This is a genomic window from Nonomuraea roseoviolacea subsp. carminata, assembly GCF_024172185.1.
Classification (GTDB): domain Bacteria; phylum Actinomycetota; class Actinomycetes; order Streptosporangiales; family Streptosporangiaceae; genus Nonomuraea; species Nonomuraea roseoviolacea.
The window spans coordinates 9,708,524-9,732,822 of record NZ_JAMZEC010000001.1 but is presented as its reverse complement, the minus strand read 5'-3'; the positions used below and the strand labels follow the sequence as shown (position 1 = coordinate 9,732,822).

The window sequence follows — 24,299 nt, the reverse complement described above, 5'->3', positions numbered from 1 at the left end:
CCCCGGGCGGGGAGCGGTCAGGCGCGGCGGGTCAGGCGGCCACCGCCGTTGCGGAAGCGTGCCCGGCCGTCGCGGAGGTCGTGGTAGGAGACGAGCAGCAGCCGCAGGTACCCGTCGAACGTCTCCAGCGGATATCCGGCGGGCGCGAAGAGGCCGGGCCGGACCGGCACGTAGCGCTGCGGCGGGCCGGAGGTCATGCCGCCGGCGAACTCGGTGAAGATCCGCTCCTGCGACTCGTCCGCCGGCTCGTAGGTGAGCCGCTCCTCGAGCTGGCCGTCGACGATGCTGACCTCGACGCGGAGCTGGTTGGAGCGGTAGGTGCCGACGTAGGGAGTCAGGTCGACGTCCTGGTCCGGTTCGGTGACCAGCCTGGGGATCGGCACACCGAGGTGCTCGCTCAGCAGCCACCGCAGGATCTGGTCCTGCAACATGATCGCTCCTGGGGTGTTGCCGAAGGCGGCGAAGACCAGGTCGTGCTCGGGCAGGACACACAGGAGCGAGACGCCGCCCGGTGACGCGCCCGACATGGCCAGGACGGTCGCGTCGCCGAACGGGTACCGTACCCAGCCCAGGCCCATCGGCGGGACGTTGGGGGTCGCCATGTCGTACGAGACCTGCTGCATCAGCGCGGTCGACTCGGCGGACAGGACACGCGTGCCGGAAGGGGACACCCCGCCCGCGAGGTGGGTGCGTCCGAAGGCGAGCAGGTCGGCGACGGTGCCGATCGGGGTGCCGCCGGCCGGTCCCCAGGTGTCGGGCAGCATGAACATGTTCGTGGGCCGGGCCGCCATGGTCTCGGGGTCCGGGAAGTGGCCGACCGCCGTGCCGCGCAGGATGGCCTGCTCGGCGGAGGTGCTGGAGTCCTTCATGCCGACCGGGGCGTAGATCTCGCGGGCGAGCAGGTCGTGGAAGGACAGGCCGGTCACCACTTCCAGCAGCCGGCCCGCGACGATCATGCCGCCGTTGGAGTAGCTGAGCTGCTCGCCGGGCTCGAACAAAGTGCCGCAGGTGCTCGCGAGGCCGTGGACGTAGGTCTTCAGGGCGTCGCGGCCCTTGGCGTCGGGGAAGTAGAGGTCCGCGTCGATGCCGTTGGTGTGGGAGATCAGGTGCCGGACGAGGATCCTGTCCGCCGCGCCCGGCGCGGTCAGGGCGAAGTCGGGCAGGTACTTCACCACCGGGGCGTCGAGGTCCAGCAGCCCACGGTCGACCTGCTGCAGGACCAGCGTCGTGGTCAGGACCTTGGTGACGGAGCCGAACAGGAACCCGGTGTCCTCGCGCATCGGCGCGCCGGTGGCGACGTTCGCGGTGCCGTGGGCGACGACGACCTGCTCGCCGGCGTGGTGGACGCCGGCGACGAAACCGGGGACGTGGTTGGCCTCACAGTGGGCGGCGATCTGCTCGCGGATCCGGGCTTCGGCGGTGCGCAGTGCGTTGTTCATGGAGAGAATCGTCGAACCTTGCCCCTGGGGCAAGGTCAAGCCCGGAACGCGGATCGCCGAAATCCGGGTTCGGGCAGTGCGTGGACGTACGCCCGATCCTGGTCGGTCTGCGCGGGTACCGCCCGTCAAGCCTCCGGACGAGAGGTGCGGCGCAGCAGGTACGTGTCCATGATCCAGCCCTTGCGGGCCCGGGCCTCGGCGCGCAGCTCGCGGACGCGGTCGCCGACCTCGGACACCGGTCCGGACACCAGGATCTCGTCGGGCGTCCCGAGATAGGCGCCCCAGTGGATGTGGAAGTCGTCCAGGCCGGCGAAGGAGCAGTGGGCGTCGAGCATGACGACCATGTCGTCCGCGGTGGGGCCGTGCTCGGCCAGACGGCGGCCGGTGGTGAGGTGCACGGGCCTGCCGACCTGGGTGAGGCTCGTGCGGTGGCGGGCGGTGAGCGCGGCCACGCTGCTGATCCCGGGGACGACCTCGTAGGCGAAGGTGACGTTCCCGCGCCGGAGGATCTCCTCCACGACGGCCAGCGTGCTGTCGTAGACGCCCGGATCGCCCCACACCAGGAACGCGCCGGTCTCCCCGTCGCGCAGCTCGTCGCGGATCAGCGCCTCGCAGGCGAGCGCGCGGCGCGCGCGCCAGTCGTCGACGGCGGCCGCGTAGGCGGGGGTGGTCCGGTCGCGCTCGGGGTCGCGGGCCTCGGCGACCCGGTACGGCCCGCGCCCGTGCTCGGCGATCAGGTCCAGCCGGAGCTGGACGAGTTCGTGCTTGACCTCGCCCTTGTCCACGATGAGGAAGACGTCCGTGGCGGCGATCGCCTTGACGGCCTGGAGGGTGAGGTGGTCGGGGTCGCCCGCGCCGATGCCGATGATGATGAGCCGCTTCACCCGCCCGAGTCTGCCAGAACGCCCGATATACGATGTTCATCGCACAATCTCCCGAAAGAGGCCCAGGGAGGGTCGTGGATCTGGTCGAGCAGGGCGACGGCTTCGCCGCGTTCTGGCAGGAGCGGCATCTGTGCACGCTGTCCACCGCGCGTCCCGGGGGCCCGCCGCACGTGGTGCCGGTGGGGGTGACACTCGACCTGCGGGCCGGCGTGGCCCGGGTGATCACCTCGGGTGGCTCGGTCAAGGCGCGGCTCGTCGGTGCGGCCGGCGAGGAGGGCGCGCCGGTGTCGCTGTGCCAGGTGGACGGCCGCCGCTGGTCCACGCTGGAGGGCAGGGCAGTGCTGCGCACCGGGGCGGAGGAGGTGGCCGACGCCGAGCGGCGCTACGCCGCCCGCTACAAGCCGCCGCGCCCCAACCCGGCGCGCGTGGTCGTGGAGATCCGGGTGACGCGCGTGCTGGGCAACGTGTGATCACCGTCGTCGGGATCGGCGCGGACGGCTGGGACGGGCTCTCCGCCACCGCGCGGGCGGCGGTGGAGGCCGCCGAGGTCCTCATGGGCGCGCGCCGCCAGCTCGGCCTCGTGCCCGGGACGGCGGCCGAGCGCGTGACCTGGCCGTCCCCGCTGCTGCCCGCGCTGCCGGGGCTCATGGAGGCGTACGCGGGGCGCGAGGTGTGCGTGCTGGCCAGCGGTGATCCGCTGTTCCACGGCATCGGCTCCACGCTGGTGCGGCTGCTGGGCGCGGCGAACGTCCGGGTGGTGCCGCACGTGTCGTCGCTGTCGCTGGCCTGCGCCCGGCTCGGCTGGCCGGTGGAGCAGGTGGACGTGGTCAGCCTCGTGGGCCGTCCCCTCGCCGCGCTGAACGCCGCCTTCCTGCCGGGACGGCGGGTCCTCGTGCTCGGCGCGGGCCGCGACTCGCCGTCGCTCGTGGCCGGGCTGCTGTCCGGGCTCGGGTACGGCCCCAGCACCATGACCGTCCTGGCGGACCTGGGCGCGGCCTCGGAGTCGGTCCTGACCGGTACGGCGGCGACCTGGGCCTGGCACGACCGTGAGCCGTCCCCGCTGAACGTGATCGCCGTCGAGTGCGTGGCCGAGCCCGGCGTCGAGCCGCTCGCCCGCGTGCCCGGGCTGCCCGACGCGGCGTTCGAGCACGACGGCCAGCTCACCAAGCGCGAGGTCCGCGCGGTCAGCCTGTCGCGGCTGGCGCCGCTGCCCGGCCGGCTGCTGTGGGACGTGGGCGCGGGGGCGGGCAGCATCGCCATCGAGTGGATGCGCGGCCACCCGGCGTGCGCGGCCGTGGCGGTCGAGAGCCGGGCCGACCGCGCCGCCGCCATCGCCCGCAACGCCGAGCGGCTCGGCGTGCCGTCGCTGCGGATCGTCGAGGGCCGGGCGCCGGCCGCGCTGGAGGGCCTGCCCGCGCCGGACGCGGTGTTCGTCGGTGGCGGCGCGACCGTGCCCGGCCTGCTGGAGACCTGCTGGGCGGCGCTGCGGCCGGGCGGCCGGCTGGTGGTCAACGCCGTCACCCTGGAGTCGGAGTCCGTCGTGGCGCAGTGGTACGCCCGGCTCGGCGGCGACCTGGTGCGCCTGTCGGTGCAGCGGGCCTCGCCCGTCGGGTCCTTCACGGGGTGGCGGGCGGCGATGCCGGTGACCGTGTGGTCGGTCACCAGGAAGGACGTGCCGTGACCGTGTACTTCATCGGGGCGGGCCCCGGCGCCGCCGATCTGATCACCCTGCGTGGCCTGCGACTGCTGCAGGCGTCGCCCGTGTGCCTGTACGCGGGCTCGCTCGTGCCCCGGGAGCTGCTGGACGCCTGCCCGGTGGGAGCCAGGCTGGTGGACACCGCGAACCTGGTGCTCGACGAGATCGTGGCGGAGCTGATCGCCGCCCACCGCGCGGGTCTCGACGTGGCGCGGCTGCACTCGGGCGACCCGTCGGTGTTCAGCGCGGTGGCCGAGCAGATGCGCCGGCTGGACGGGCTCGGCGTGCCGTACGAGGTGGTGCCCGGAGTGCCGGCGTTCGCGGCGGCGGCGGCCGCGCTGGGCAGGGAGCTGACCGTGCCGGGCGTCGGCCAGACGGTCATCCTGACCCGTACCTCCGCGCGGGCCACGCCGATGCCGGAGGGCGAGGACCTGAGGACATTGGGCGCGAGCGGCGCCACGATGGTGCTGCACCTGGCCGTGCAGCGGATCGACGCGGTGGTGGCCGAGCTGCTGCCCTCCTACGGCCCGGACTGCCCGGTCGCGGTGGTGGCGCGGGCCAGCCGGCCCGACGAGGTGATCCTGCGCGGCACGCTGGCCGACATCGCCGGCCGGGTCCACGAGGCCGGGATCCGGCGCACCGCCGTGATCGTCGTCGGCCGGACGCTGTCGGCGACGCAGTTCCCCGACAGCCACCTCTACAGCGCCGATCGGGCCCGGCCGTGCGACGGGTCCTGATCCTCGGCGGCACGGCCGAGGCGCGGGCGCTGGCCGCCGCGCTGACCGATGCCGGGGTGCGCGTGGTGTCGTCGCTGGCCGGGCGGGTGAGCAACCCGCGGCTGCCGGTGGGGGAGGTGCGCGAGGGCGGGTTCGGCGGAGCGGAGGGGCTGGCCGCCTGGCTGCGGGCCGAGGGGATCGCGGCCGTGGTGGACGCCACGCACCCGTTCGCCGCGCGGATGACCGCGTCGGCGGCCGAGGCGTCGGCCGGGACGGGCGTGCCGCTGCTGGTGCTGCGCCGCCCGGGGTGGCGGGAAGGGCCGGGCGACGCCTGGCGGCGCGTGGCCTCGCTGCACGAGGCCGCCGCCCGCCTGGCCGACCCGGGGCTGATCTTCGGGCCCGAGCCCACCGCTCGGGCAGCCGACCCGGCGCGGACCCCCGGGCCCGAGCCCACCGCTCGGGCAGCCGACCCGGCGCGGACCCCCGGGCGCGAGGCCGGCGCTCGGCCGGCCGGGGCCGTGCGGGTGTTCCTGACCACCGGCCGCCGGAGCCTGCCGGTCTTCGCCGGCCTGCCCGGCGTGTGGCTGCTGGCCAGGTCGGTCGACCCGCCCGAGCCGCCGGTCCCGGCGAACGTGCGCGTGCTGCTCGGCCGCGGGCCGTACACGGTCGAGGGCGAGCGCGCCCTCATCCGCGAGCACCGCCTGGACGTGCTGGTCACCAAGGACAGCGGCGGCCGGATGACCACGGCCAAGCTGGTCGCGGCCCGCGAGCTCGGCCTACCGGTGATCATGGTGGACCGGCCGCCGCCGCCCGCGGGCGTCCGGCTGGTGGAGACCGTCGAGGAGGCGGCGGCCTGGGCTCAGGGGTAGCGGCGCGGGGTGTAGACGACGCCCCGGTCGGTGACCCGGGTCGTGGACGAGCCGACGATCAGCAGGCAGCGCATGTCCACCTGCTCGGGATCGAGCGCGCCGAGCGTGGTGACGGTGACGCTCTCCCGCTCGCCGCCGACGTCGCGGCCGATCACCACCGGAGTGGCGGCGTCCCGGTGCTCCAGCAGCAGGTCGCGGGCGGCGGCGACCTGCCAGGTACGGCTGCGCGAGGCCGGGTTGTAGATCGCCAGCACCAGGTCCGCCCGGGCAGCGGCGGTCAGCCGGGCGGCCACCACGTCCCAGGGCTTGAGCAGGTCCGACAGCGACAGCACGCAGTAGTCGTGGCCCAGGGGAGCGCCGGCCCGGCTCGCGACGGCCTGGGCGGCGGTCAGCCCGGGCACGATCCGCACCGGTACGTCCGGGAAATCGGCCGCGGCCTCCAGCACGGCGCTGGCCATGGCGAACACGCCGGGGTCACCGGAGGACACGACGGCCACGCGGGCGCCGTCGCGGGCCAGCTCCAGCGCGTGGCGGGCGCGTTCGGCCTCGACCCGGTTGTCGGTGCGGTGGCGGCGCTGGCGCGGGTTCGGCGCGACGCGGTCCACGTACGGGCCGTAGCCCACCAGGTCGGTGGCCGCGGCCAGCGCCTCCTGGGCCTCGGGCGTGAGCCAGGGCCGCCCGGCGGGGCCGAGGCCCACCACGGCCACCTCGCCCCGGGTCCCGGCCGGCGGCGGCTCGGGGACGAAGGTCCGCTCGGCCGGGCTGGCGAGCAGGGCCAGCGAGAAGTACGGCACCCCGTCGGGGTCCACGTCCTTGAGCGGCGCGACCCGCTCGGCCCCCATGGTGGCGCGCTCGACGTACCAGGCGTCGTCCAGCCGCCCGGCCTCGGCCAGGGCCTCGCGCACCTTGCCGAACGTCCGGCCCAGCTTGAGCACCGCCGCCGAGTCGGTGTCGCGCAGCCGCTCCGCCAGGACCTCGGCGGGCAGCGTGCCGGGCAGCACCGTCAGCACCTCGTCCCGCTCCACCAGGGGCCGGCCCAGTACGGCGGAGGCGGCGCTGACGGAGGTGACGCCCGGCACGACCTCGGTCGGGTAGCGGTGGGCGAGCCGCTTGTGCATGTGCATGTACGAGCCGTAGAACAGCGGGTCGCCCTCGGCCAGCACGACCACGGTCCGGCCCGCGTCCAGGTGGGCGGCCAGCCGCTCGGCGCAGTCGGCGTAGAAGTCGTCGAGCGCGCCCTGGTAGCCGCCGGGGTGGTCGGTGGTCTCGGTGGTCAGCGGGTAGAGCAGCAGCTCCTCGATCTGCCCCTCCTTCATGTACGGCAGCGCGATGGAGCGGGCGATGCTGCGGCCGTGCCGGGCGGCGTGGTAGGCGATCACGTCCGCCTCGCCGATCAGCCGGGCCGTCTTCACCGTGACCAGCTCCGGATCGCCGGGGCCGAGCCCGACCCCGTACAGCCGTCCCGTCGTCGCCATCACTCCGCCTCGCTCGCGATGGCGTTGACCGCCGCCGCCGTCATGGCACTGCCGCCGCGCCGGCCGTGCACCACCAGATACTCCAGGCCGCTGTCCGCCAGCGCCCGCTTGGACTCGGCCGCGCCGATGAACCCCACGGGGACGCCGAGCACGGCGGCGGGCCGGCCCGCGCCCTCGGCGACGAGTTCCAGCAGCCGGAACAGGGCGGTCGGCGCGTTGCCGATCGCCACCACCGCGCCGTCCAGGCGCTCACGCCACAGCTCCAGCGCGGCGGCGCTGCGCGTGGTGCCGAGCCGTTCGGCCAGCTCCGGCACGCCGGGATCGCCGAGCGTGCACACCACCGCGTTGTCGGCCGGCAGCCTGCTCCTGGTCACGCCCGAGGCGACCATCCGCGCGTCGCACAGCACGGGCGCGCCGCGGCGCAGCGCCTGCCGGGCCCGGACCACCACGGAAGGCGACCAGTCCAGGTCGGCGACGAGGTCGGTCATGCCGCAGGCGTGGATCATCCGCACCGCCACCTGGGCCACGTCGGGCGGCAACCCGCTGAGGTCGGTCTCGGCGCGGATGGTCGCGAACGAGCGCCGGTAGATCTCGGCCCCGTCGCGGATGTAGTCGCTCACTGCTGCCTTTCCTGGTATCCGTCGCCGGTGGCGACCATCTGGACGACCGGCCCGCGGGGGAGCCCGCAGCGCCGCTCGCACCCGGCCCAGTGCACGGGTCTCTCCGGAGCGGCCTCCAGCGTCGCCACCCAGCGCCGCGCGTCCTCCTGGACGTCGGCCAGCGCCTTGGCACAGCCGGGACGGCCGGTGCACGCGCTCACGCCGACCCAGGGCGAGGCCGGGTCGGTCACCAGCCCGGCCGCCGCCAGAGCCCGCGCCGCGCGGTCGGCCGCGGCCGGCGGCAGGTCGAGGAGCACGACGGTACGCCACGGGGTGAACCGGACGGGCGTCTCGCCGGACGTGGCGGCCACCTCCGCGACGGCGCGGGCCTGGCCGGCGGACAGCCGTCCGAGCGGCACCACGGCCTCCAGGGCCACGCGGCCGTCGCGCTGACCGACCCGCCCCGCGCGCGGAGCAGGCGCGGCGGGCAGGGCCGCGCGTGGAGCGGGCATGGCGGGGAGGTCCGCGCGTGGAGCGGGCGTGGCGGGCAGGGCGGGCGCGGCACGGCCGCTGCCGCCGGAGCCGAGCCGGGCCGCGATCCGGCCCGGCCCGTCCACCAGTTCCCCGATCCGCCAGGCGGCCCGCTCACCCGCGGAGCTCTCGCGTTCGTCGAGGAACGCCTCGGCGGCGGCGATCATCCGGCCGACCGCCTCGTCCGTCGGGACGGCGAGCCCGGCGTCCACGCCCGCCAGCAGCAGCCGCCCGCCGACGTACGTCACGTCGGCCCGGAGCCCCGGCATGTCGCCGGTGCCGTCGTCCACCGCGAACAGGAAGCGTCCCGGCAGCCCGGCCAGCCGGGGCAGGGCGCACAGCTCCCGGTCCAACGCCTCCACCAGCGGCTGGGTGGGGAGCGGGCCGGCGGGCCCGCGCCCGCCGAGCGGCGAGGCCACGATGTTGCGGACCCGTTCGTGCGCCGCCGACGGCAGCAGGCCGGCGGCGGCGATCCGCTCGGCGAAGGCGGCGGGCGAACGCAGCCCGCGCACCTGCACGTTCGCCCGGGACGTCAGTTCGATCACGCCGGAGCCGAGGCCGGACGCGCAGGCGGCCAGCTCGCGGAGCCGGCCGGACGAGATGGCGCCGCCGGGCAGGCGGACCCGGGCCAGCGGGCCGTCGGCGGCCTCGTGCACCTGTAGCGCCCCCGGACAGGCGTCAGGGCGCACACGTCCGGAAAAGTCGGCTATGGACACGATCAGGATGGTAACGCCACTTCTGGCGGGAGTCGCTCCTGTCGTAGGCTCCTCGGTAGGCGATGGCAAGGGAGGAAGCCGGTGCGAGTCCGGCGCGGTCCCGCCACTGTGACCGGGGAGCGAACCCCACCGCAGGCCACTGCCCGGCGACGGGCGGGAAGGCCGGGGTGAGCGCTGATCCGGGAGTCAGGAGACTCCGGCCGTCGCGACACCCGCGACCGGGGCGAGGACCCCGAGGGAGGATGGCGCCGTGCCCGCGGACAGCCGTACCGTTCTGCTGCTCTCGACCTCCGACACCGACCTGCTGAGCGCCCGCGCGAGCGGCGCCGCCTACCGGCTGGGCAACCCGGCCCGGCTGACGGCCGGGGACCTGCCCGCCCTGCTGGAAGGCGTCGACGTGGTCGTGGTACGCCTGCTCGGCGGCCGGCGCGCCTGGGAGGAGGGCCTGGACGCCCTGCTGGCCGGGCCGCGTCCGGTGGTGGTGCTGGGCGGCGAGCAGGCGCCGGACGCCGAGCTGATGGAGCTGTCCACGGTCAGCGGCGGCGTCTGCGCCGAGGCCCACGCCTACCTGGCCCACGGCGGGCCGCCGAACCTGGCGGAGCTGCACGCGTTCCTGTCGGACACGCTGCTGCTGACGGGACGCGGGTTCGCGCCGCCGGAGCCCACGCCGTCCTGGGGCCTGCTGGAACGCGACGCCCGGCCCGGGCGGGGCCCCGTGATCGGCGTGCTCTACTACCGCGCGCACCACATGGCGGGCAACACCGCGTTCGTGGAGTCGCTCTGCGCGGCCGTCGAGGAGGCGGGCGGGCAGGCGCTGCCGGTGTTCTGCTCCTCGTTACGCTCCCCCGAGCCCGCGCTGCTGGACACGCTGCGCGCCGCCGACGCGCTGGTGGTGACCGTGCTGGCGGCCGGCGGCTCGCGTCCGGCCACGGCGGGCGCGGGCGGCGACGACGAGGCGTGGGACGTGGGCGCGCTCGCCGCCCTCGACGTGCCGATCCTGCAGGGACTCTGCCTGACCACCGGCAGGCGGGCGTGGGAGGAGAACGACGACGGGCTGTCGCCGCTCGACGCCGCCTCGCAGGTGGCCATCCCGGAGTTCGACGGGCGGATCATCACCGTGCCGTTCTCGTTCAAGGAGATCGACCCCGACGGGCTCACCGTCTACGTCGCCGACCCCGAGCGGGCCGCCCGGGTGGCGGGCATCGCCGTACGGCACGGGCTGCTCCGGCACACCCCGCCCGCCGAGCGCCGCCTGGTCGTGATGCTGTCGGCGTACCCGACCAAGCACTCCCGGGTCGGCAACGCGGTCGGCCTGGACACCCCGGCCAGCACGGTCCGGCTGCTGGCCCGGCTCGCCGAGGCGGGCTACGACCTGGGCGAGGGCTTCCCCGGCGTGGCCGAGCAGGACGGCGACGCGCTCATCCACGCCCTCATCGCCGCCGGCGGCCAGGACCCCGACTGGCTGACCGAGGAGCAGCTCGCGGGCAATCCGGTCCGCATCTCCGCCGCCTCCTACGAGCGCTGGTACCGCACGCTCCCCGCCGCCCTGCGCGCGGAGATGGAGCGGCACTGGGGCCGGCCACCGGGGGAGCTGTTCACGCACGAGGGCGACATCGTGCTGGCGGCGCTGCGGGCCGGGAACCTGGTGGTGATGGTGCAGCCGCCGCGCGGCTTCGGCGAGAACCCCATCGCCGTCTACCACGACCCCGACCTGCCGCCCAGCCACCACTACCTGGCCGCCTACCGGTGGCTGTCGGCCGAGTTCGGCGCCCACGCCATGGTGCACGTGGGCAAGCACGGCAACCTGGAGTGGCTGCCGGGCAAGTCGGCGGGCATGTCCGCCGCCTGCGGCACCGACGCGGCCCTCGGCGACCTGCCGCTGGTCTACCCGTTCCTGGTCAACGACCCGGGCGAGGGCACGCAGGCCAAGCGGCGGGCGCACGCGGTGCTGGTGGACCACCTGGTGCCGCCGATGGCGCGCGCGGAGACCTACGGCGACATCGCCCGGCTGGAGCAGCTCCTGGACGAGCACGCCACGATCGCGGCCATGGACCCGGCCAAGCTGCCCGCCATCCGGGCGCAGATCTGGACCCTGATCCAGGCCGCCCGGCTCGACCACGACCTGGGGCTGGCCGACCGGCCGCACGACAGCGAGTTCGACGACTTCATCCTGCACGTGGACGGCTGGCTGTGCGAGGTCAAGGACGCGCAGATCCGCGACGGCCTGCACGTGCTCGGGCAGGCGCCGACCGGCCAGGCGCGCGTGGACCTGGTCCTGGCGATGCTGCGCGCCCGGCAGATGTGGTCGGGCAGCGAGACGCTGCCCGGCCTGCGCGAGGCGCTCGGCCTGGCCGAGGACGGCACGGCGCGGCTGGGCGAGGTGGACCGGACGGAGGAGACCGCCCGGGCGCTCGTGGCGGCCATGGAGGAACGCGGCTGGGCGGTGGAGGCCGCGGCGCAGGTCACGGAGGGACTGCCCGACCTGGTCACGCGGGTGCTCGCCTTCGCCGCCACCGAGATCGTGCCGCGCCTGGCCCGCACCACCGACGAGCTCGACCACGTGCTGCACGCCCTGGACGGCGGCTACGTGCCGGCCGGGCCGAGCGGTTCGCCGCTGCGCGGCCTGGTCAACGTGCTGCCGACCGGCCGCAACTTCTACTCCGTCGATCCCCGCGCCGTGCCGAGCCGTCTGGCGTGGGAGACCGGCCAGGCCATGGCCGAGTCGCTGCTGGAGCGTTACCGCGCCGACACGGGGGAGTGGCCGCGTTCGGTCGGGCTGTCCTTGTGGGGGACCAGCGCCATGCGCACGGCGGGTGACGACGTGGCCGAGGTGCTGGCGTTGCTCGGCATCCGTCCCGCATGGGACGAGGCGTCGCGCCGGGTCACGTCTCTGGAGCCGATCCCGCTGGCCGAGCTGGGCCGGCCCAGGATCGACGTGACGGTCCGCATCAGCGGCTTCTTCCGCGACGCGTTCCCGCACGTGGTCGCCATGCTCGACGACGCCGTACGGCTGGCCGCCTCCCTCGACGAGCCCGCCGGGGACAACTACGTGCGCGCCCACGTCGCCGAGACCGGCGGCGACGAGCGCCGGGCGACGATGCGGATCTTCGGGTCGGCCCCCGGGGCGTACGGGGCGGGGCTGCTGCCGCTGATCGACAGCCGCAACTGGCGCGACGACGCCGACCTCGCCGAGGTGTACGCGGTGTGGGGCGGCCACGCCTACGGCCGCGACCTCGACGGCGTGGCCGCCCGCCCGCAGATGGAGGACGCCTACCGCAGGATCGCCGTCGCGGCCAAGAACGTCGACACCCGCGAGCACGACATCGCCGACTCCGACGACTACTTCCAGTACCACGGCGGCATGATCGCCACGGTCCGGGCGCTCACCGGCCGCGTCCCCGCCGCGTACGTGGGCGACAGCACCCGCCCCGACGCCGTCCGCACCCGCACCCTGTCGGAGGAGACCGCGCGCGTCTTCCGCGCCCGGGTCGTCAACCCCCGCTGGCTGGCCGCGATGCGCCGCCACGGCTACAAGGGCGCCTTCGAGCTGGCCGCCACCGTGGACTATCTGTTCGGCTACGACGCCACCACGGGGGTGGTCGCCGACTGGATGTACGACAAGCTCACCGAGACGTACGTGCTGGACCCGGAGAACCAGGCGTTCATGGCGCGCTCGAACCCCTGGGCGCTGCACGGCATCGCCGAGCGCCTGCTGGAGGCCGCCGAGCGCGGCATGTGGCAGCACCCCGACCCGGAGATCCTGCGGGGACTGCAGGAGGTCTACCTCAAGACCGAGGGCGACCTGGAGGCAGACACCAGCCGCTGAGCCGCCGCCGGGCTGCCCGCCCAGTGCAGGTGCAGGTAGGACGCGGTCACCAGGGCGTCGCCGAAGCCGTCGGCGCCGCCCGCCCAGCGGAACAGCGGCTCCCCGGCCCGCTCGACCACGGTGCGGTGGAACTCGTGGCCCCGGAAGCGCTCGCCCTCGGCGGTCAGCGGCGTACGCCTGAGCGCCACCGCGTCCCGGTAGCCGAGCGTGAGCCGGGACGTCATCCGCGCCCGGCCCGGCACCCGCCCGCACATCCGCCGGCCGTCCAGCTCCTCGCACAGGTAGAGCAGCCCGGCGCACTCGGCGGCGATCGGCCCGCGGAAGGCCGCCACCTCCTGGCGCAGCGGCTCGTTGGCGGCCAGCTCGGCCGCGTACACCTCGGGGAAGCCGCCGCCGACCACGAGCGCGGCGGTCCCGTCCGGCAGCGCCTCGTCGCGCAGCGGGTCGAACACCGCGACGTCCGCGCCGGCCGCCCGCAGCAGCTCGACGTGCTCGGCGTAGCCGAACGTGAACGCGGCCCCGCCCGCCACCGCCACCACCGGCCGGTCCGCCCGCTCCGCGCGCGGCGGCTCCCAGGGAGCCCCGTCCAGCGGTGGCGCCGAGGCCGCCAGCCGCAGCAGCGCGTCCAGGTCGCACGAGCGGGCGACCAGCGCGGCCAGCCGGTCCACCGAGGCGACCGCCTCGGCCTCCCGCTCGGCGGCGGGCACCAGCCCGAGATGCCGCGAGGGCGTGGCGATGGCGTCGTCCCGGCGGATCGCCCCCAGCACGGGCATCCCCGCCGACGCGAGCGCGGAGCGGCACAGCTCCTCGTGACGGTCCGAGCCCACCCGGTTCAGCACCACCCCGCCCACCCGCACCCGCGGGTCGAAGCCGGCGAACCCGTGCGCCACCGCCGCCACCGACCTGCTCTGCCGCGCCGCGTCCACCACGAGCACGACCGGCGCGTCGAGCAGCCGGGCGACATGGGCGGTCGAGGCGAAGTCCGTGTCGCCCTTGCCGTCGAACAGCCCCATCACGCCCTCGACCACCGCCACGTCGCACCCCGCCGCTCCGTGCAGGAACAGCGGCCGCACGCGCTCCTCCCCGACCAGCCAGGGATCCAGATTGCGACCGGGACGGCCGGTGGCCAGCGCGTGATAGCCGGGGTCGATGTAGTCGGGGCCGACCTTGTGCGGCGAGACCTTCAGTCCCCGCGCCCGCAGCGCCGCCATCAGCCCCGTGGCCACCGTCGTCTTGCCGCTGCCCGACGACGGCGCCGCGACGACGAGCCGGGGGACTACCACTCGATGCCCTTCTGTCCCTTCTGGCCGGCGTCCATGGGGTGGCGGACCTTGCCCATCTCCGTCACCAGGTCGGCCGCCTCGACCAGCCGCTCGGGCGCGTCCCTGCCGGTGATCACCACGTGCTGGTTGCCGGGCCGTCCGGCGAGCGTGCCGAGCACGTCGTCCAGGTCCACCCAGCCCCATTTGAGCGGGTACGTGAACTCGTCCAGCACGTAGAACCGGTACGTCTCGGCCGCCAGGTCGCGCTTGATCTGCTCCCAGCCCTCCAGCGCGTCGGCCGCGTGGTCCTCCTCGGTGCCCGGCCGCCGGCTCCACGACCAGCCCTCGCCCATCTTGTGCCAGGCGACCGAGCCGCCCTCGCCCGACTCCCCGAGCACCTTCAGCGCCCGCTCCTCGCCGATGCGCCACCTGGCGGACTTCACGAACTGGAACACCCCGACCGGCCAGCCCTGGTTCCAGGCCCGCAGCGCCATCCCGAACGCGGCCGTCGACTTGCCCTTCCCGGGGCCGGTGTGCACGATCAGCAGCGGCCGGTTGCGCCGCTGCCGGGTGGTGAGGCCGTCGTCCGGCACGACGGTGGGCTTTCCCTGCGGCATCAGACCGCCTTCCTGTGATCGTGGACGACCGAGCTCAGGTCGGCCAGGGAGTCGAGGGAGACGAGACGGGCCCGCATCCGGGACGCCAGCCGCACCGCGAGCCCGAGCCGCACCGGCCCGCCCTCGCAGTCGACGACCACCGTCGCCGTGCCCTCCAGCAGCGCCGCGGCCCGGTCCACGTCGCCGCCCGACGTGGCACGCCCGTCCGTCACCAGCACCAGCAGCGGACGCCGCGCCGGGTCGCGCAGCCGCTCCACGCGCAGTACCTCCGCCGCCCGCGTCAGCCCGGCCGCCAGCGGCGTGCGCCCGCCGGTCGGCAGCGAACGCAGCCGCGCCGCGCCCGCCTCGACCGAGGACGTCGGAGGTAGCGCCACCTGCGCGCCCGCGCCGTGGAAGGTGACCATGCCGACCTTGTCGCGCCGCTGGTAGGCGTCGAGCAGCAGGCTGAGCACCGCCGTCTTGACCGCGGTCATCCGCCTGCGCGCCGCCATCGAGCCGCTCGCGTCCACGACGAACAGCACGAGGTTGCCCTCCCTGCCCTCGCGCAGCACCTCGCGCAGGTCGTCGCCGCGCAGCACCAGTCCCGGACCGGCCCGCCCGCGCCTCGCCTGGTGCGGCGCCGCGGCCAGCAGCGTCGCCGTCACGTGCAGGTCGCGCACGCGTCCGCCGGGGCGGCGGGATCCGGTGGCGCGGCCGTGCGCGGTGCGCGAGCGCGAGCGCCGCCCCGCCGCTCCCTCGCCGACCCCGGGCACCTCCAGCAACGGCACCCGGTACGGCGCCGCGACCCCGGCCACCCGCTGCCCGCCATCCGCCCGGGGCACAGGGGCTTCGCCATCCGATCGGGGCGCGGGACCCTCGCCATCGGATCGGGGCATGGGACCTTCGCCGGCCGGTCGCGGCCCTGCGCCTTCGGCTCTCGGCCCTGCGTCATGGGTACTCGGCGCCGGGCCGTCCGCACCGTCGGCGCCGTCGGCGCCGTCCGAGCCGTCCGAGCCGTCTGAGCCGTCCGGGGCGGACGTCGGCGTCCCCTTGGGCCCGTCGGGGCCGGGACCATCAGGACCTCCATCTCCGTGATCGTCCGGATCGTCCGGATCCTCATGCTCGGACGTCCTCGCCAGCAGCTCGTCGAGCAGCGCCTCGTCCAGCCCCGGCGCGTCGAACGGATCGCGCCGCCGCCGGTGCGGCAGCGACAGCCGGGCCGCGGCCCGCACGTCCTCGGTGGTCACCACGTCCCCGCCCCGCCAGGCGGCGTGGGCGATGGCCGTGTTCGCCGTGACCAGGTCGGCCCGCAGCCCGTCCACCTCGAACGCCGCGCACACCGTCGCGATCTGCCGCAGCCGGGCGTCCGGCAGCCGCACCTCCGGCACCCGCGCCCTGGCCCGGGCGATCCGGCTCGCCAGCGCCGCCTCCTCGGCCGCCCATCTCGCCGCGAACGCCTCGGCGTCCGCCTCGAACCCGAGCCGCCTGCGCACCACCTCGGCGCGCTGCTCCGGATCCCGGGACGCCTTGACCTCGACCGTCAGCCCGAACCGGTCCAGCAACTGCGGCCGGAGCTCCCCTTCCTCCGGGTTCATGGTGCCGACCAGCAGGAATCTGGCGGCATGCCGTACCGACACGGACTCGCGCTCCACGTAGCACGTGCCCAGCGCCGCCGCGTCGAGCAGCAGGTCCACGAGGTGGTCGTGGAGGAGGTTCACCTCGTCCACGTACAGCACGCCGCGATGCGCGGTGGCCAGCAGACCCGGCTCGAACGCCTTCACGCCCTCCGTCAGCGCCCGCTCCACGTCGAGCGAGCCGACCAGCCGGTCCTCCGAGGCGCCGACCGGCAGCTCCACCAGAGCCGCCGCGCGCTCCGCTCCCTGGCCGCCGGGCTCATGCGGCCCGTCCGGGCACCCGGCGTCCGGAACGGCCGGATCGCAGGCGAACCGGCATCCGGGCACCACCTTCACCGCGGGCAGCTGGGCGGCCAGCGCGCGTACGATGGTCGACTTGGCGGTGCCCTTCTCCCCGCGGACGAGCACCCCGCCCACCCGTGGCGAGACCGCGTTGAGCACCAGCGCCAGCTTCAGGTCGTCGAGCCCGACGACCGCGCTGAACGGATACGTGACGATCAATGCAGAACCTTCCGGTTGACATGGGCCACCCGCCATCCGGCGCGCGTGACGGTCAGCTCGGTGACGGAGAGCGGCGCGAGGTCGAACCGGGCGGCGCGCAGCGGGTCCAGCCCCAGCGCGTGGCCGAGCGCCGCCCGGATGACGCCCGCGTCGCAGACGGCGACGACGTCCGGCTCGGCGCGTAGCGAGTCGAGCCAGCCGGCGACCCGCTCGGCGTGCGCGGCCAGGCTCTCACCGCCGTGCGGGGCCGCCAGCGGGTCGGTCAGCCAGCTCGCCAAGGCGTCCGGCTCCTCCTGCGCGACCTGCCCGTACGGCAGGCCGCGCCACCGGCCGCAGTCCGCCTCCGCGAGCGCCGGAGCCACCCGCGCGGCCAGGCCGACGGCGGCGGCGGTCCGGCGCGCGGCGGCGCCGGGAGCCGTCCACGCCGCCGGCCCGGTCACCACCGAGGCCAACGCGGCGGCCCTGGCCAGGCTCGCCGCATCGGCCTCCTCGTCGGTCCCGGGAAAGCGGGCGGCCCGCATCCCCGGCGTACTGGCGTGCCGGACGAACAGCACCCCGCTCAGACCGGCAGCGCGGCGGTCGCCGGGACGGCCGCCGCGCGGCGGGCCGCCCGGTCGCTCACCCAGCCGAACAGCACGCCGAAGGCCGTCCAGAAGACGAGCTGCGTCCCCAGCGAGGCGAGCCTGAACTGCCACAGCAACGTGGCGGGGAAGCCGTCGGGCACCTCGTTCACGGTGGGCAGCAGCGTCCACGCCGCGACGACGGGGACGAGGAACGCCGCCACCGCAGCGACCCACCGCGCCCACGGCCCGGCGGTCACCCGGCGCGCGGTCGCCACCGCGATCGCCGTGGCCGCCAGCCCGACGAGGATCGTCACCACGTAGAGCAGGGTGCGGCTGCCGATGGTGTCCGGGTCACCGACGGCCGGCGGGTTGGCCGGGTACTTGACGAACGGGACCAGGATCACCGCCACGAAGGCCGTCCCGGCGGCGGCGAGCGCCAGCCCGCCCTCCGACCGGGGGCCGACCCGCCCGCGCAGACCCGCGTACACGAGCGCGAAGACCCCTCCCACGGCGAGCCCGTACAGGCCGGTGGCCAGGAAGAGCCCGGCCTTCTGCCCCGGCCTGCCGACCAGCTCCTCCTCGCCATGGTGGTGACCGGGTGCTTCCCGCGCGGCGTGGGCCTCTTCCAGCGCGATGGCGCTGTCCACCCGCGGCTCGCCGTAGGCGAAGGCGAAGCCGCCCGCGATCAGTCCGGCCAGCAGGCCCAGCAGCAGGCCCCTGACCAGCAGGGTGCGTACCACGCCCGCGCCTAGTGGCAGGGCACGCCGAGCAGATGCCGCCCGTCGTGCATGAGTTCGTGGAGGTAGGCACCGGTCTGGGAGATGGCCCCGTTGTCCATCAGCACCAGGTAGGCGATCAGCAGCAGCACCGGCACAGCGAGCAGCCACAGCCGCAGACGGGGGAACGGGATTACCGACGGAGTGGACAGTCCACTCATACAAGCCTCCTCAGGGATGACGCGTCCCGACAAACGAGGTCACGGAGGCCCAAGCGACCTGGCTCCCGGGCTCTACGTCCCGGATACAGTGGCGCGTCCGCACCGGCATCTCACCGGATTTCCCTTGGACAACCGTGAAATCCACCGGAATGTATCCTTTCCTCCCGTTCGCGTCAATGGACCCACGTCGCACGGCCGGGGCCAGCACGGCGGCTGGGGCTTCGGGATGGCGGTGCGCACCTACCGCGGCGACTCGGGGTGACCGCACGTAGCGCCGGAACATGGTCCCCGAGGCGAAGGAACGATGCTCGGCCAGGCGCAGCCGCAGTGCCTTCCTCACGGGCAGGTACGGCTTGCCGCCCCCGACGATCACGGGGAAGGCGTACACCCAGAACTCGTCGATCAGGTCCAGCAGCGAGGCGGCCAGCTCGGGGCCGCCGAGCTGGAGGGTGCCGTCGATCTCCCGCTTGAGGCGCGTCACCGTGGACACGGCGTCCGCGCGACGCACGATCGTGACCCCTTCGGGGACGGTCCGGAGGGTGTCGGTGAAGACGTAACGCGGTGTCTGCTTGTAGAGCTCGGCGAACTCCCGCTCGACGGCCGGGGCTCCTTCCTTGCCCAGGTCCTGCGTCCAGGGCTGCTCCATCGCCTCGTACAGCCGCCTGCCGAACAGGAACGCCGCGGTCCGGCGCACGTGGTCGTTCGCCGCCTGGTGGAAGTCGTCGGCGGGGTCCATGAAGTCCATGCCGCCGTCTGCATCCTCGATGTAGCCGTCGATCGAGGTGTTCATCCAGTAGATGACCGTGCCCATGCGTCTCCTCCTCGGTCGTGGAAGCCGTCCGGAGTGGAGACCCGATGGAGCGCCGGAACTCATCGCCGGCGGAGCGGCCGGGTCAGTCGCGGATCCCGTCGATGTCCACCAGGACGTGGCGCGGGCCGCGGAAGATCTGGTTGTGACGGTACGGCGGCGGGTCCACGACGAGCCGTGGGTTCTCCACGCGGCGGACGAACTCGCCGACCGCGACCTGGACCTCCAGCCGGGCGAGCGGAGCACCGAAGCAGAAGTGGATGCCCTGGCTGAAGCCCAGGTGCTCGTTGTCGGGGCGTTCGAGGTCGAGCCGGTCGGGGTCGGTGAACCGTTCCGGATCGCGGTTGCCCGAGCCGTACACCAGGAAGATCGGCGCGCCCGCCGGGATGGTCGTGCCCGCGATCTCGATGTCCTCGACGGCGGAGCGGGTGTGCCAGAACTGGACGGATGACTCGAACCGCAGCAGCTCCTCCACCGCCGGCACGATCAGGTCGGGGCGGCGGCGCAGCTTCTCCAGCGCCTCGGGGTGCCGCAGCAGGGTGAGCACGCTGTGGGCGATGAGGTTGACCGTGGTCTCGTGCCCGGCGAAGAGCAGGAGCACGGCGTTGCTGGCGAGCACGCCCTCCGACATGCGCCCGCCGGGGCCGCCGTTGTGCACCATCGCCGAGATCATGCCCGGGCCCGGCTGCTCGGCGTACTGCCGGAGCAGCCCGGCCATGAACTGCTCGAGTTCCTTCACGCTGCCGCGCGCGCCCGCCACCCGGCTGCGCATCTCCTCGGAGGCCGCCTCGGGGCCGAGGTCCAGGGCGTCCAGGGCGGTCTCGATCCAGGTGTGGAAGCGGGGTTCATCCTCCAGCGGCACGCCCAGGATCTTGCAGATCAGCTTGACGGGGAGAGGGTACGCGAACTCGTCGACGACGTCGATCCGGGTCTTGCCCCGCATCCCGTCCAGGAGACCGGCGACGATGCGGCGGATGTCGGGCTCCAGGTCGGAGATCTGGTGCGGGGCGTCGGTCGGGCCATAGAAGTGCCGCGTCATCATGCGGCGATCACGGTCGTGTTCGGGCGGGTCGCAGGTGATGATGTTCGGCTCCAGTTCGATGACGGCCTCGGTGATCGGCTCGGCCCCCGGCTCCGCCGGGGCCGGGGCGCGGGCCGGGAGCCTGCGGACGTCGGAGCTGACGCGGGGGTCGTGGAGCAGCGCGACGATCTCCCGGTAGGTGCTGACCACGTAGGTGCCGTCCGGCTGCCGCGCCACCGGGGTCTTGCGGAGCTCGGCGTAGAAGGGGTACGGATCGGCGCGGTTGGCGTAGCGCAGCGCCTGCTGCCAGGGTGTCTCCTCGGGCATGCTCTTTCGCTCCTTCCCGCTGCTCTCAGTGACCTCGCGGCCGGAACTCGGCCCTGCGCTCGTTCGGGTCGTGGCCGGTGAGGACGACGTCGGGGATCGCCGTCGGCACGCCCGGCGCCGGGAACTCGGCGGGGACCGGTCTCATGACGTCCGGCCGGTCCCAGCCCGGCGGCGGAGGCGGGAACGGGGCCGACTGCTCGATCAGGTGCGCGTAGTACTCCAGCCATTTGCCGTGGTCGAAGGTGACGGCGGCGACGATGCGGCCCCGGCGGCCGTAGGCGGCGGCGAAGGAGCGGTCCTTGACGGAGCCCTGCGTGAAGACGATCTCGTCACCGAACGGCGGCACGCCGACGGACTTGATGTTGACGCCGAACTGGCCCGACCAGAAGCCGGGCAGCAGCAGATGCGGGCGGTAGTGGGGTTCGAGGTTGACCATGTTGTGGGCCGCCACCTCGGCGCCGAAGACGGCGTTGTCCCAGTGCTCCATCGCGAGGAACTGGTACTCGTACAGCACGTGCGGCATGCGCGCCACGTCCCCCGCCACGTAGACGGAGTCGGTGACCACGCCGTTGATGTCGAAGGCCCGGCCTCCGGCGTCGCACCCGACACCCCAGGGGCCGGCCGCCAGCCCGGAGCCCTGCAGCCACTCCACGTTACGGATCGACCCCAGCGCGGCGAGCACCACGTCGGCCTCGACGGTCGTCCCGTCCGAGAGCCGGGCCCGCCGTACGTGCCCGGCCGCGTCGCCCTCCAGCGCCGACACGCTCACGCCGCAGCGCAGGTCCACGCCGTGGTCGCGCTGCATCTGCGCGGCGATCTCGCCGATCACCCCGCCCAGCGCCCCGACCAGGGGGGCCGGGCCCCGCTCGGTGAGGGTCACCGGGATGTCGAGATCCCGGCAGACGGAGGCCACCTCCGAGCCGATGAACCCGCCGCCGATGACCAGCACCCGAGACGGCCGCGCGGCCAGCGCCTGTTGCAGCCGTGCGGCGTCGTCACGCGTCCGCAGCGAGATGACTCCGTCCAGGGCGGCCTCGGCCGGATTCGGCCACTGACGCGCGCGGGTCCCCGTGGCGATCAGCAGCCGGTGGTACGGGACCTGCTCCCCGTCGGCCAGGCGCACCTGTCTGGCGGCCCGGTCCAGCCCGGTGGCGGCGACGCCGAGCCGCCACTCCGCGTCCAGTTCGCGAGCGCGGGGGAGCAGGGTGTGGTCGGCCGGCACCCAGCCCTTGAGCACCTGCTTGGACAGCGGGGGACGGTCGTAGGGCTCGTACGGCTCGTCCCCGATGATGGTCAGGGACCCGGTGAAGCCCTCCTCGCGGAGGGCCTCGGCGCCGCGCAGCCCCGCCAGGGAGGCGCCGACGATGACGATCCGGCCGTTGGCCTTGAAGTCGCGCACCAGCTCGGCGAGCGTCGCCGCCAGGGTCATGACGCCGCCCCCCGCTCCGCGCCGTCCAGTCGGTCGATCATGATCGCTCGCACCGGGCAGGCCGCGGCGGCCCGCTCGACCTGCAGGCGCCGCGCGTCGTCGGGGTTCGGGTCGTAGGTGAGCGACTCTGTGCCGTTGAGCTTGAAGACTTCATGGGCCAGGTACACGCACTGCGCGTATCCCTGGCACCGGTTCAGGTCCACGACGATACGCATGCGCAGATCCTTCCGTCCTGGCCCACCCGACCATCGAAGCGGTCACCCGGCTTACGCGTCACATCACGTCACGTCACGTCACAAGGCGATTTTCCGGCCCGCGTTCCCATCGCTACAACCACTGCCAGGGAAAACATCGGCTGTTCGGCTTCGGGGACGTCGCAGCGGAGGGGCCGGGCGACCGCGCCACGCTCACCGTCATGGCCGGGTTCGCGCAGCGGCGGACACCCGCGTCGGCCGGGGCGGCTGATCCGTTAGAGTCGCGGGAGCGTTGGCCGGGAATGATGGGGTTGAGCAGACATCGCCGCGGACGAAATGTCCCCTGCTGGGGTAGTGGACTTCACTCCGGAGATCTGGGTCAGCGCGGGGAAGGGCGTCCGGGAGACCGCTGACGATCTGGCCCGGGCCGTGGACGCGTTCTGCCGGGCGATGGACGAGCGGCCCTTCGGTCAGGACGACCTGGGCCGGGCGCTGTTCGAGGGCCGGCCTGACGCGGGCATGCCCGGCTTCGCCCTGATACGTGATGACCTGCTGGCCGATCTGGTCGTGGCGGTGAACCTGCTGCGCCGGATGGCGGCCGGGCTGGTCGTCGCCGGTGACACCTATGCCGAAGCCGAGGCGGCGAGCGCCGGGATCCCGTACCCGCGAGTCCGCCCGACGTGGCTGACGGATCCGGAGGAGTACCGGCCCGCGACGGGCCCGGGCGGCCTGCCGACGACCACGCCGCCGCCCGACGTCGTGAGCCGGGCGATCTGGTTCCTCGAGTCCGTGGGCTTCGGCTTCGCGTGGCCGGACGCCGATCTCGACGGCGTGACGCGGCTGCGCGATGCCGCGCTGGCGCTGGGACGCGTGGTCGGCGACGTCCAGGAGCAGATCGCCGGACAGGCCGGGCGGGTGACCAGGGCCGGGTGGGGGCCGACCACGGCCGCGTTCGGACGGGCCGCACGGGCGGTGCACGGCGACCAGGGGCCGCTGGCGGACCTGCGTCGGCGGTGCGAGCATCTCGCCTACTGCGGCGAGGTCGCCCATGACGCGATCGTCAAGGCCAGATGGCGGTTCGTGGTCTCCGCCGCCTTCGTGCTGACGCTGATGCTCGTCGCGAAGCTCCTGGCTCCCCGGCTCGGCCCGCTCCTCGACGTCGCGGTGAGAAGGCTTCTCCGCGTGGAGGGCCTGGCGCTGCGGATCATCCTGCTGGTCATCCGGCAGGCCGCGCTGGGTGCGATGTTCTCCGGCGGACTGAGCGCGATCGGTCAGGCGTTCACCACCGGCGACGTCGACGCGACGCTGCTGGCCCGGGATCTGTACCACGGAGCGCTCGCCGGCGGTCTGATGGCCGGTGCGCACGCCGCGCTGCCCGCGCTCCTGCGCCGAGGCGGGCCCGCGCTCACCGGCCTGGCCGAGGCCATGGAGTCAGCGACCTGGGAACGGGCGTTCTCCCGGGTTTTGGCGGGCGGTGCGGTGAGCACGACCGTGCTGGCGACCGCGGGGTGGGCCGGCGGCGCCGGCTGGAACTGGCGGCACGCCGCCGAGATGGGGTTCGGCATGGCCGTTCTCAGCACCGGCGCGGCCCTCGCCTCCCGGACCTGGCCCGCCCCGGGCTACGCGAGCCTGACGGGCAGATCCTGGAAGCAGAGCCCGGCCAAGCGGTGGCATGACGTCAAGTGGGCGTTCGGGATTCTCCTGGTCACCGCTCCCGCGGTCACCGCCTTCGCGCTCGCCAAGTTCGCCGAGGACAGAAGGAATCCCTTCTTCCTGCAGAAACGGGTCGGCCAGTTCGGCCACGTCTTCGACCTCGCCAAGGGCCGTTCGATGAGCAGGACCGACGGCAAGGACAGCAGCCTCGGCGGCTCGGACTCGCGGCGTACGAGGGTCGGCAGGCTTTGGGCGAAGACCAGCCTCGACGAGTTCGTCCAGCTCGCCTACAACGTCCTCTACAAGGGGAACATGTCGGTCATCAACGACCGCCCGCTCCTGGCCGCCACCAGGCAGGAGACCATGGAGGCCCTCGGCCCCGTTCTCGGCCCCCGGTGGGACGAAGCGGATCTGGCCGGAAAGCCGGGACTGTTCGGCCCGTTCCCGAACAAGACCGTCGAGCTCGGTCTCAAGCCGAAGACGGTCGAGTACGACCTTCAGCGCGGCCATACGGGCATCTGGCATGACAAGAACGCGAGCCTGCGTTCGGACCGCACCATCCTCTGGGAGTTCATCTCCACCTACGTTCAGCGCATCTCCTAGCCTCGGCTCACCTTCTTCCC

The 24,299-nt window shown here is 74.4% G+C and carries 21 protein-coding genes and 1 riboswitch; of the genes, 6 read left to right on the top strand and 15 right to left on the bottom strand.

The window, feature by feature from the left end:
* Positions 1-17: 17 nt before the first annotated feature.
* Together HD595_RS45360 and cobF are read right to left on the bottom strand one after the other, a co-directional pair.
* A complete protein-coding gene (locus HD595_RS45360; protein WP_253780961.1) occupies positions 18-1,439 on the bottom strand; it encodes a serine hydrolase domain-containing protein in 1,422 nt (473 codons plus the stop codon).
* 125 nt (positions 1,440-1,564) lie between these two features.
* A complete protein-coding gene (cobF, locus tag HD595_RS45355) occupies positions 1,565-2,323 on the bottom strand; it encodes a precorrin-6A synthase (deacetylating) (RefSeq protein ID WP_253780959.1) in 759 nt (252 codons plus the stop codon).
* 74 nt (positions 2,324-2,397) lie between these two features.
* On the opposite strand from cobF, the gene HD595_RS45350 reads away from it, so the two are divergent.
* Genes HD595_RS45350 through HD595_RS45335 form a run of 4 tightly spaced genes read left to right on the top strand, consistent with a single transcriptional unit; the run spans position 2,398 to position 5,604 of the window.
* Positions 2,398-2,793, top strand: a complete 396-nt coding sequence (locus HD595_RS45350; RefSeq protein ID WP_253780957.1) for a pyridoxamine 5'-phosphate oxidase family protein — start codon at positions 2,398-2,400, stop codon at positions 2,791-2,793.
* Positions 2,790-4,004 carry a precorrin-6y C5,15-methyltransferase (decarboxylating) subunit CbiE gene (gene cbiE, locus HD595_RS45345; protein WP_253780954.1) on the top strand — a complete coding sequence of 405 codons (1,215 nt, stop codon included), beginning with the start codon at positions 2,790-2,792 and terminating at the stop codon, positions 4,002-4,004. Before HD595_RS45350 ends, cbiE begins: the two co-directional genes overlap by 4 nt.
* The gene (cobM, locus tag HD595_RS45340) at positions 4,001-4,756 is read left to right on the top strand and encodes a precorrin-4 C(11)-methyltransferase (RefSeq protein ID WP_253780951.1); all 756 of its coding nucleotides are present in this window, start codon (positions 4,001-4,003) and stop codon (positions 4,754-4,756) included. The genes cbiE and cobM overlap by 4 nt, the downstream gene beginning before the upstream one ends.
* The gene (locus tag HD595_RS45335) at positions 4,741-5,604 is read left to right on the top strand and encodes a cobalt-precorrin-6A reductase (RefSeq protein WP_253780947.1); all 864 of its coding nucleotides are present in this window, start codon (positions 4,741-4,743) and stop codon (positions 5,602-5,604) included. The genes cobM and HD595_RS45335 overlap by 16 nt, the downstream gene beginning before the upstream one ends.
* On the opposite strand, the gene HD595_RS45330 is transcribed toward HD595_RS45335, so the two are convergent.
* From HD595_RS45330 to cobG, 3 genes are read right to left on the bottom strand one after another with little or no spacing between them, the layout of a single operon-like run.
* Positions 5,595-7,079 carry a precorrin-2 C(20)-methyltransferase gene (locus HD595_RS45330; RefSeq protein ID WP_253780944.1) on the bottom strand — a complete coding sequence of 495 codons (1,485 nt, stop codon included), beginning with the start codon at positions 7,077-7,079 and terminating at the stop codon, positions 5,595-5,597. The genes HD595_RS45335 and HD595_RS45330 overlap by 10 nt on opposite strands.
* On the bottom strand, positions 7,079-7,699 hold the full coding sequence (locus HD595_RS45325; protein WP_253780941.1) for a precorrin-8X methylmutase: 621 nt from the start codon (positions 7,697-7,699) through the stop codon (positions 7,079-7,081). The genes HD595_RS45330 and HD595_RS45325 overlap by 1 nt, the downstream gene beginning before the upstream one ends.
* A complete protein-coding gene (gene cobG, locus HD595_RS45320) occupies positions 7,696-8,925 on the bottom strand; it encodes a precorrin-3B synthase (protein ID WP_253780939.1) in 1,230 nt (409 codons plus the stop codon). The genes HD595_RS45325 and cobG overlap by 4 nt, the downstream gene beginning before the upstream one ends.
* A gap of 17 nt (positions 8,926-8,942) precedes the next feature.
* Positions 8,943-9,139, top strand: a riboswitch (cobalamin riboswitch).
* 36 nt (positions 9,140-9,175) lie between these two features.
* Here cobG and cobN point away from each other — a divergent pair.
* The gene (gene cobN, locus HD595_RS45315; RefSeq protein WP_253780936.1) at positions 9,176-12,751 is read left to right on the top strand and encodes a cobaltochelatase subunit CobN; all 3,576 of its coding nucleotides are present in this window, start codon (positions 9,176-9,178) and stop codon (positions 12,749-12,751) included.
* Here the strand turns inward: cobN and HD595_RS45310 are convergent.
* From HD595_RS45310 to HD595_RS45270, 10 genes are all read right to left on the bottom strand, one after another.
* Positions 12,706-14,034, bottom strand: coding sequence for a cobyrinic acid a,c-diamide synthase CobB (locus tag HD595_RS45310; RefSeq protein ID WP_253780933.1), 1,329 nt, complete (start codon positions 14,032-14,034; stop codon positions 12,706-12,708). The two genes, cobN and HD595_RS45310, sit on opposite strands and share 46 nt — an antisense overlap.
* Positions 14,028-14,630: a cob(I)yrinic acid a,c-diamide adenosyltransferase gene (gene cobO / locus HD595_RS45305; protein WP_253780930.1), complete on the bottom strand. Its 603-nt coding sequence runs from the start codon at positions 14,628-14,630 to the stop codon at positions 14,028-14,030. Before cobO ends, HD595_RS45310 begins: the two co-directional genes overlap by 7 nt.
* Positions 14,630-16,780, bottom strand: a complete 2,151-nt coding sequence (locus tag HD595_RS45300; RefSeq protein WP_420540744.1) for a VWA domain-containing protein — start codon at positions 16,778-16,780, stop codon at positions 14,630-14,632. Before HD595_RS45300 ends, cobO begins: the two co-directional genes overlap by 1 nt.
* Entirely contained in the window at positions 16,741-17,298 is a 558-nt protein-coding gene (locus HD595_RS45295) for a histidine phosphatase family protein (protein WP_253780925.1), read from the bottom strand. Before HD595_RS45295 ends, HD595_RS45300 begins: the two co-directional genes overlap by 40 nt.
* A 5-nt stretch (positions 17,299-17,303) precedes the next feature.
* Positions 17,304-18,047: a CbtA family protein gene (locus HD595_RS45290; protein ID WP_253780923.1), complete on the bottom strand. Its 744-nt coding sequence runs from the start codon at positions 18,045-18,047 to the stop codon at positions 17,304-17,306.
* Between the two features lie 8 nt (positions 18,048-18,055).
* Positions 18,056-18,244 (bottom strand): CbtB domain-containing protein, encoded by a 189-nt coding sequence (locus HD595_RS45285; RefSeq protein WP_253780921.1) that lies wholly within the window; start codon positions 18,242-18,244, stop codon positions 18,056-18,058.
* A 10-nt stretch (positions 18,245-18,254) separates the two neighbouring features.
* A complete protein-coding gene (locus HD595_RS47395; protein ID WP_425566714.1) occupies positions 18,255-19,055 on the bottom strand; it encodes a dihydrofolate reductase family protein in 801 nt (266 codons plus the stop codon).
* Between the two features lie 82 nt (positions 19,056-19,137).
* Positions 19,138-20,400, bottom strand: a complete 1,263-nt coding sequence (locus HD595_RS45280) for a cytochrome P450 (RefSeq protein WP_253780919.1) — start codon at positions 20,398-20,400, stop codon at positions 19,138-19,140.
* A gap of 25 nt (positions 20,401-20,425) precedes the next feature.
* Complete coding sequence (locus HD595_RS45275) at positions 20,426-21,829, bottom strand: NAD(P)/FAD-dependent oxidoreductase (protein ID WP_253780917.1); 1,404 nt, start codon at positions 21,827-21,829, stop codon at positions 20,426-20,428.
* Positions 21,826-22,044: a ferredoxin gene (locus tag HD595_RS45270; RefSeq protein WP_253780915.1), complete on the bottom strand. Its 219-nt coding sequence runs from the start codon at positions 22,042-22,044 to the stop codon at positions 21,826-21,828. Before HD595_RS45270 ends, HD595_RS45275 begins: the two co-directional genes overlap by 4 nt.
* Before the next feature lie 333 nt (positions 22,045-22,377).
* Here HD595_RS45270 and HD595_RS47085 point away from each other — a divergent pair, with 333 nt between their 5' ends.
* Positions 22,378-24,279: a sugar transferase gene (locus HD595_RS47085; protein WP_253780914.1), complete on the top strand. Its 1,902-nt coding sequence runs from the start codon at positions 22,378-22,380 to the stop codon at positions 24,277-24,279.
* Positions 24,280-24,299 lie beyond the last annotated feature (20 nt).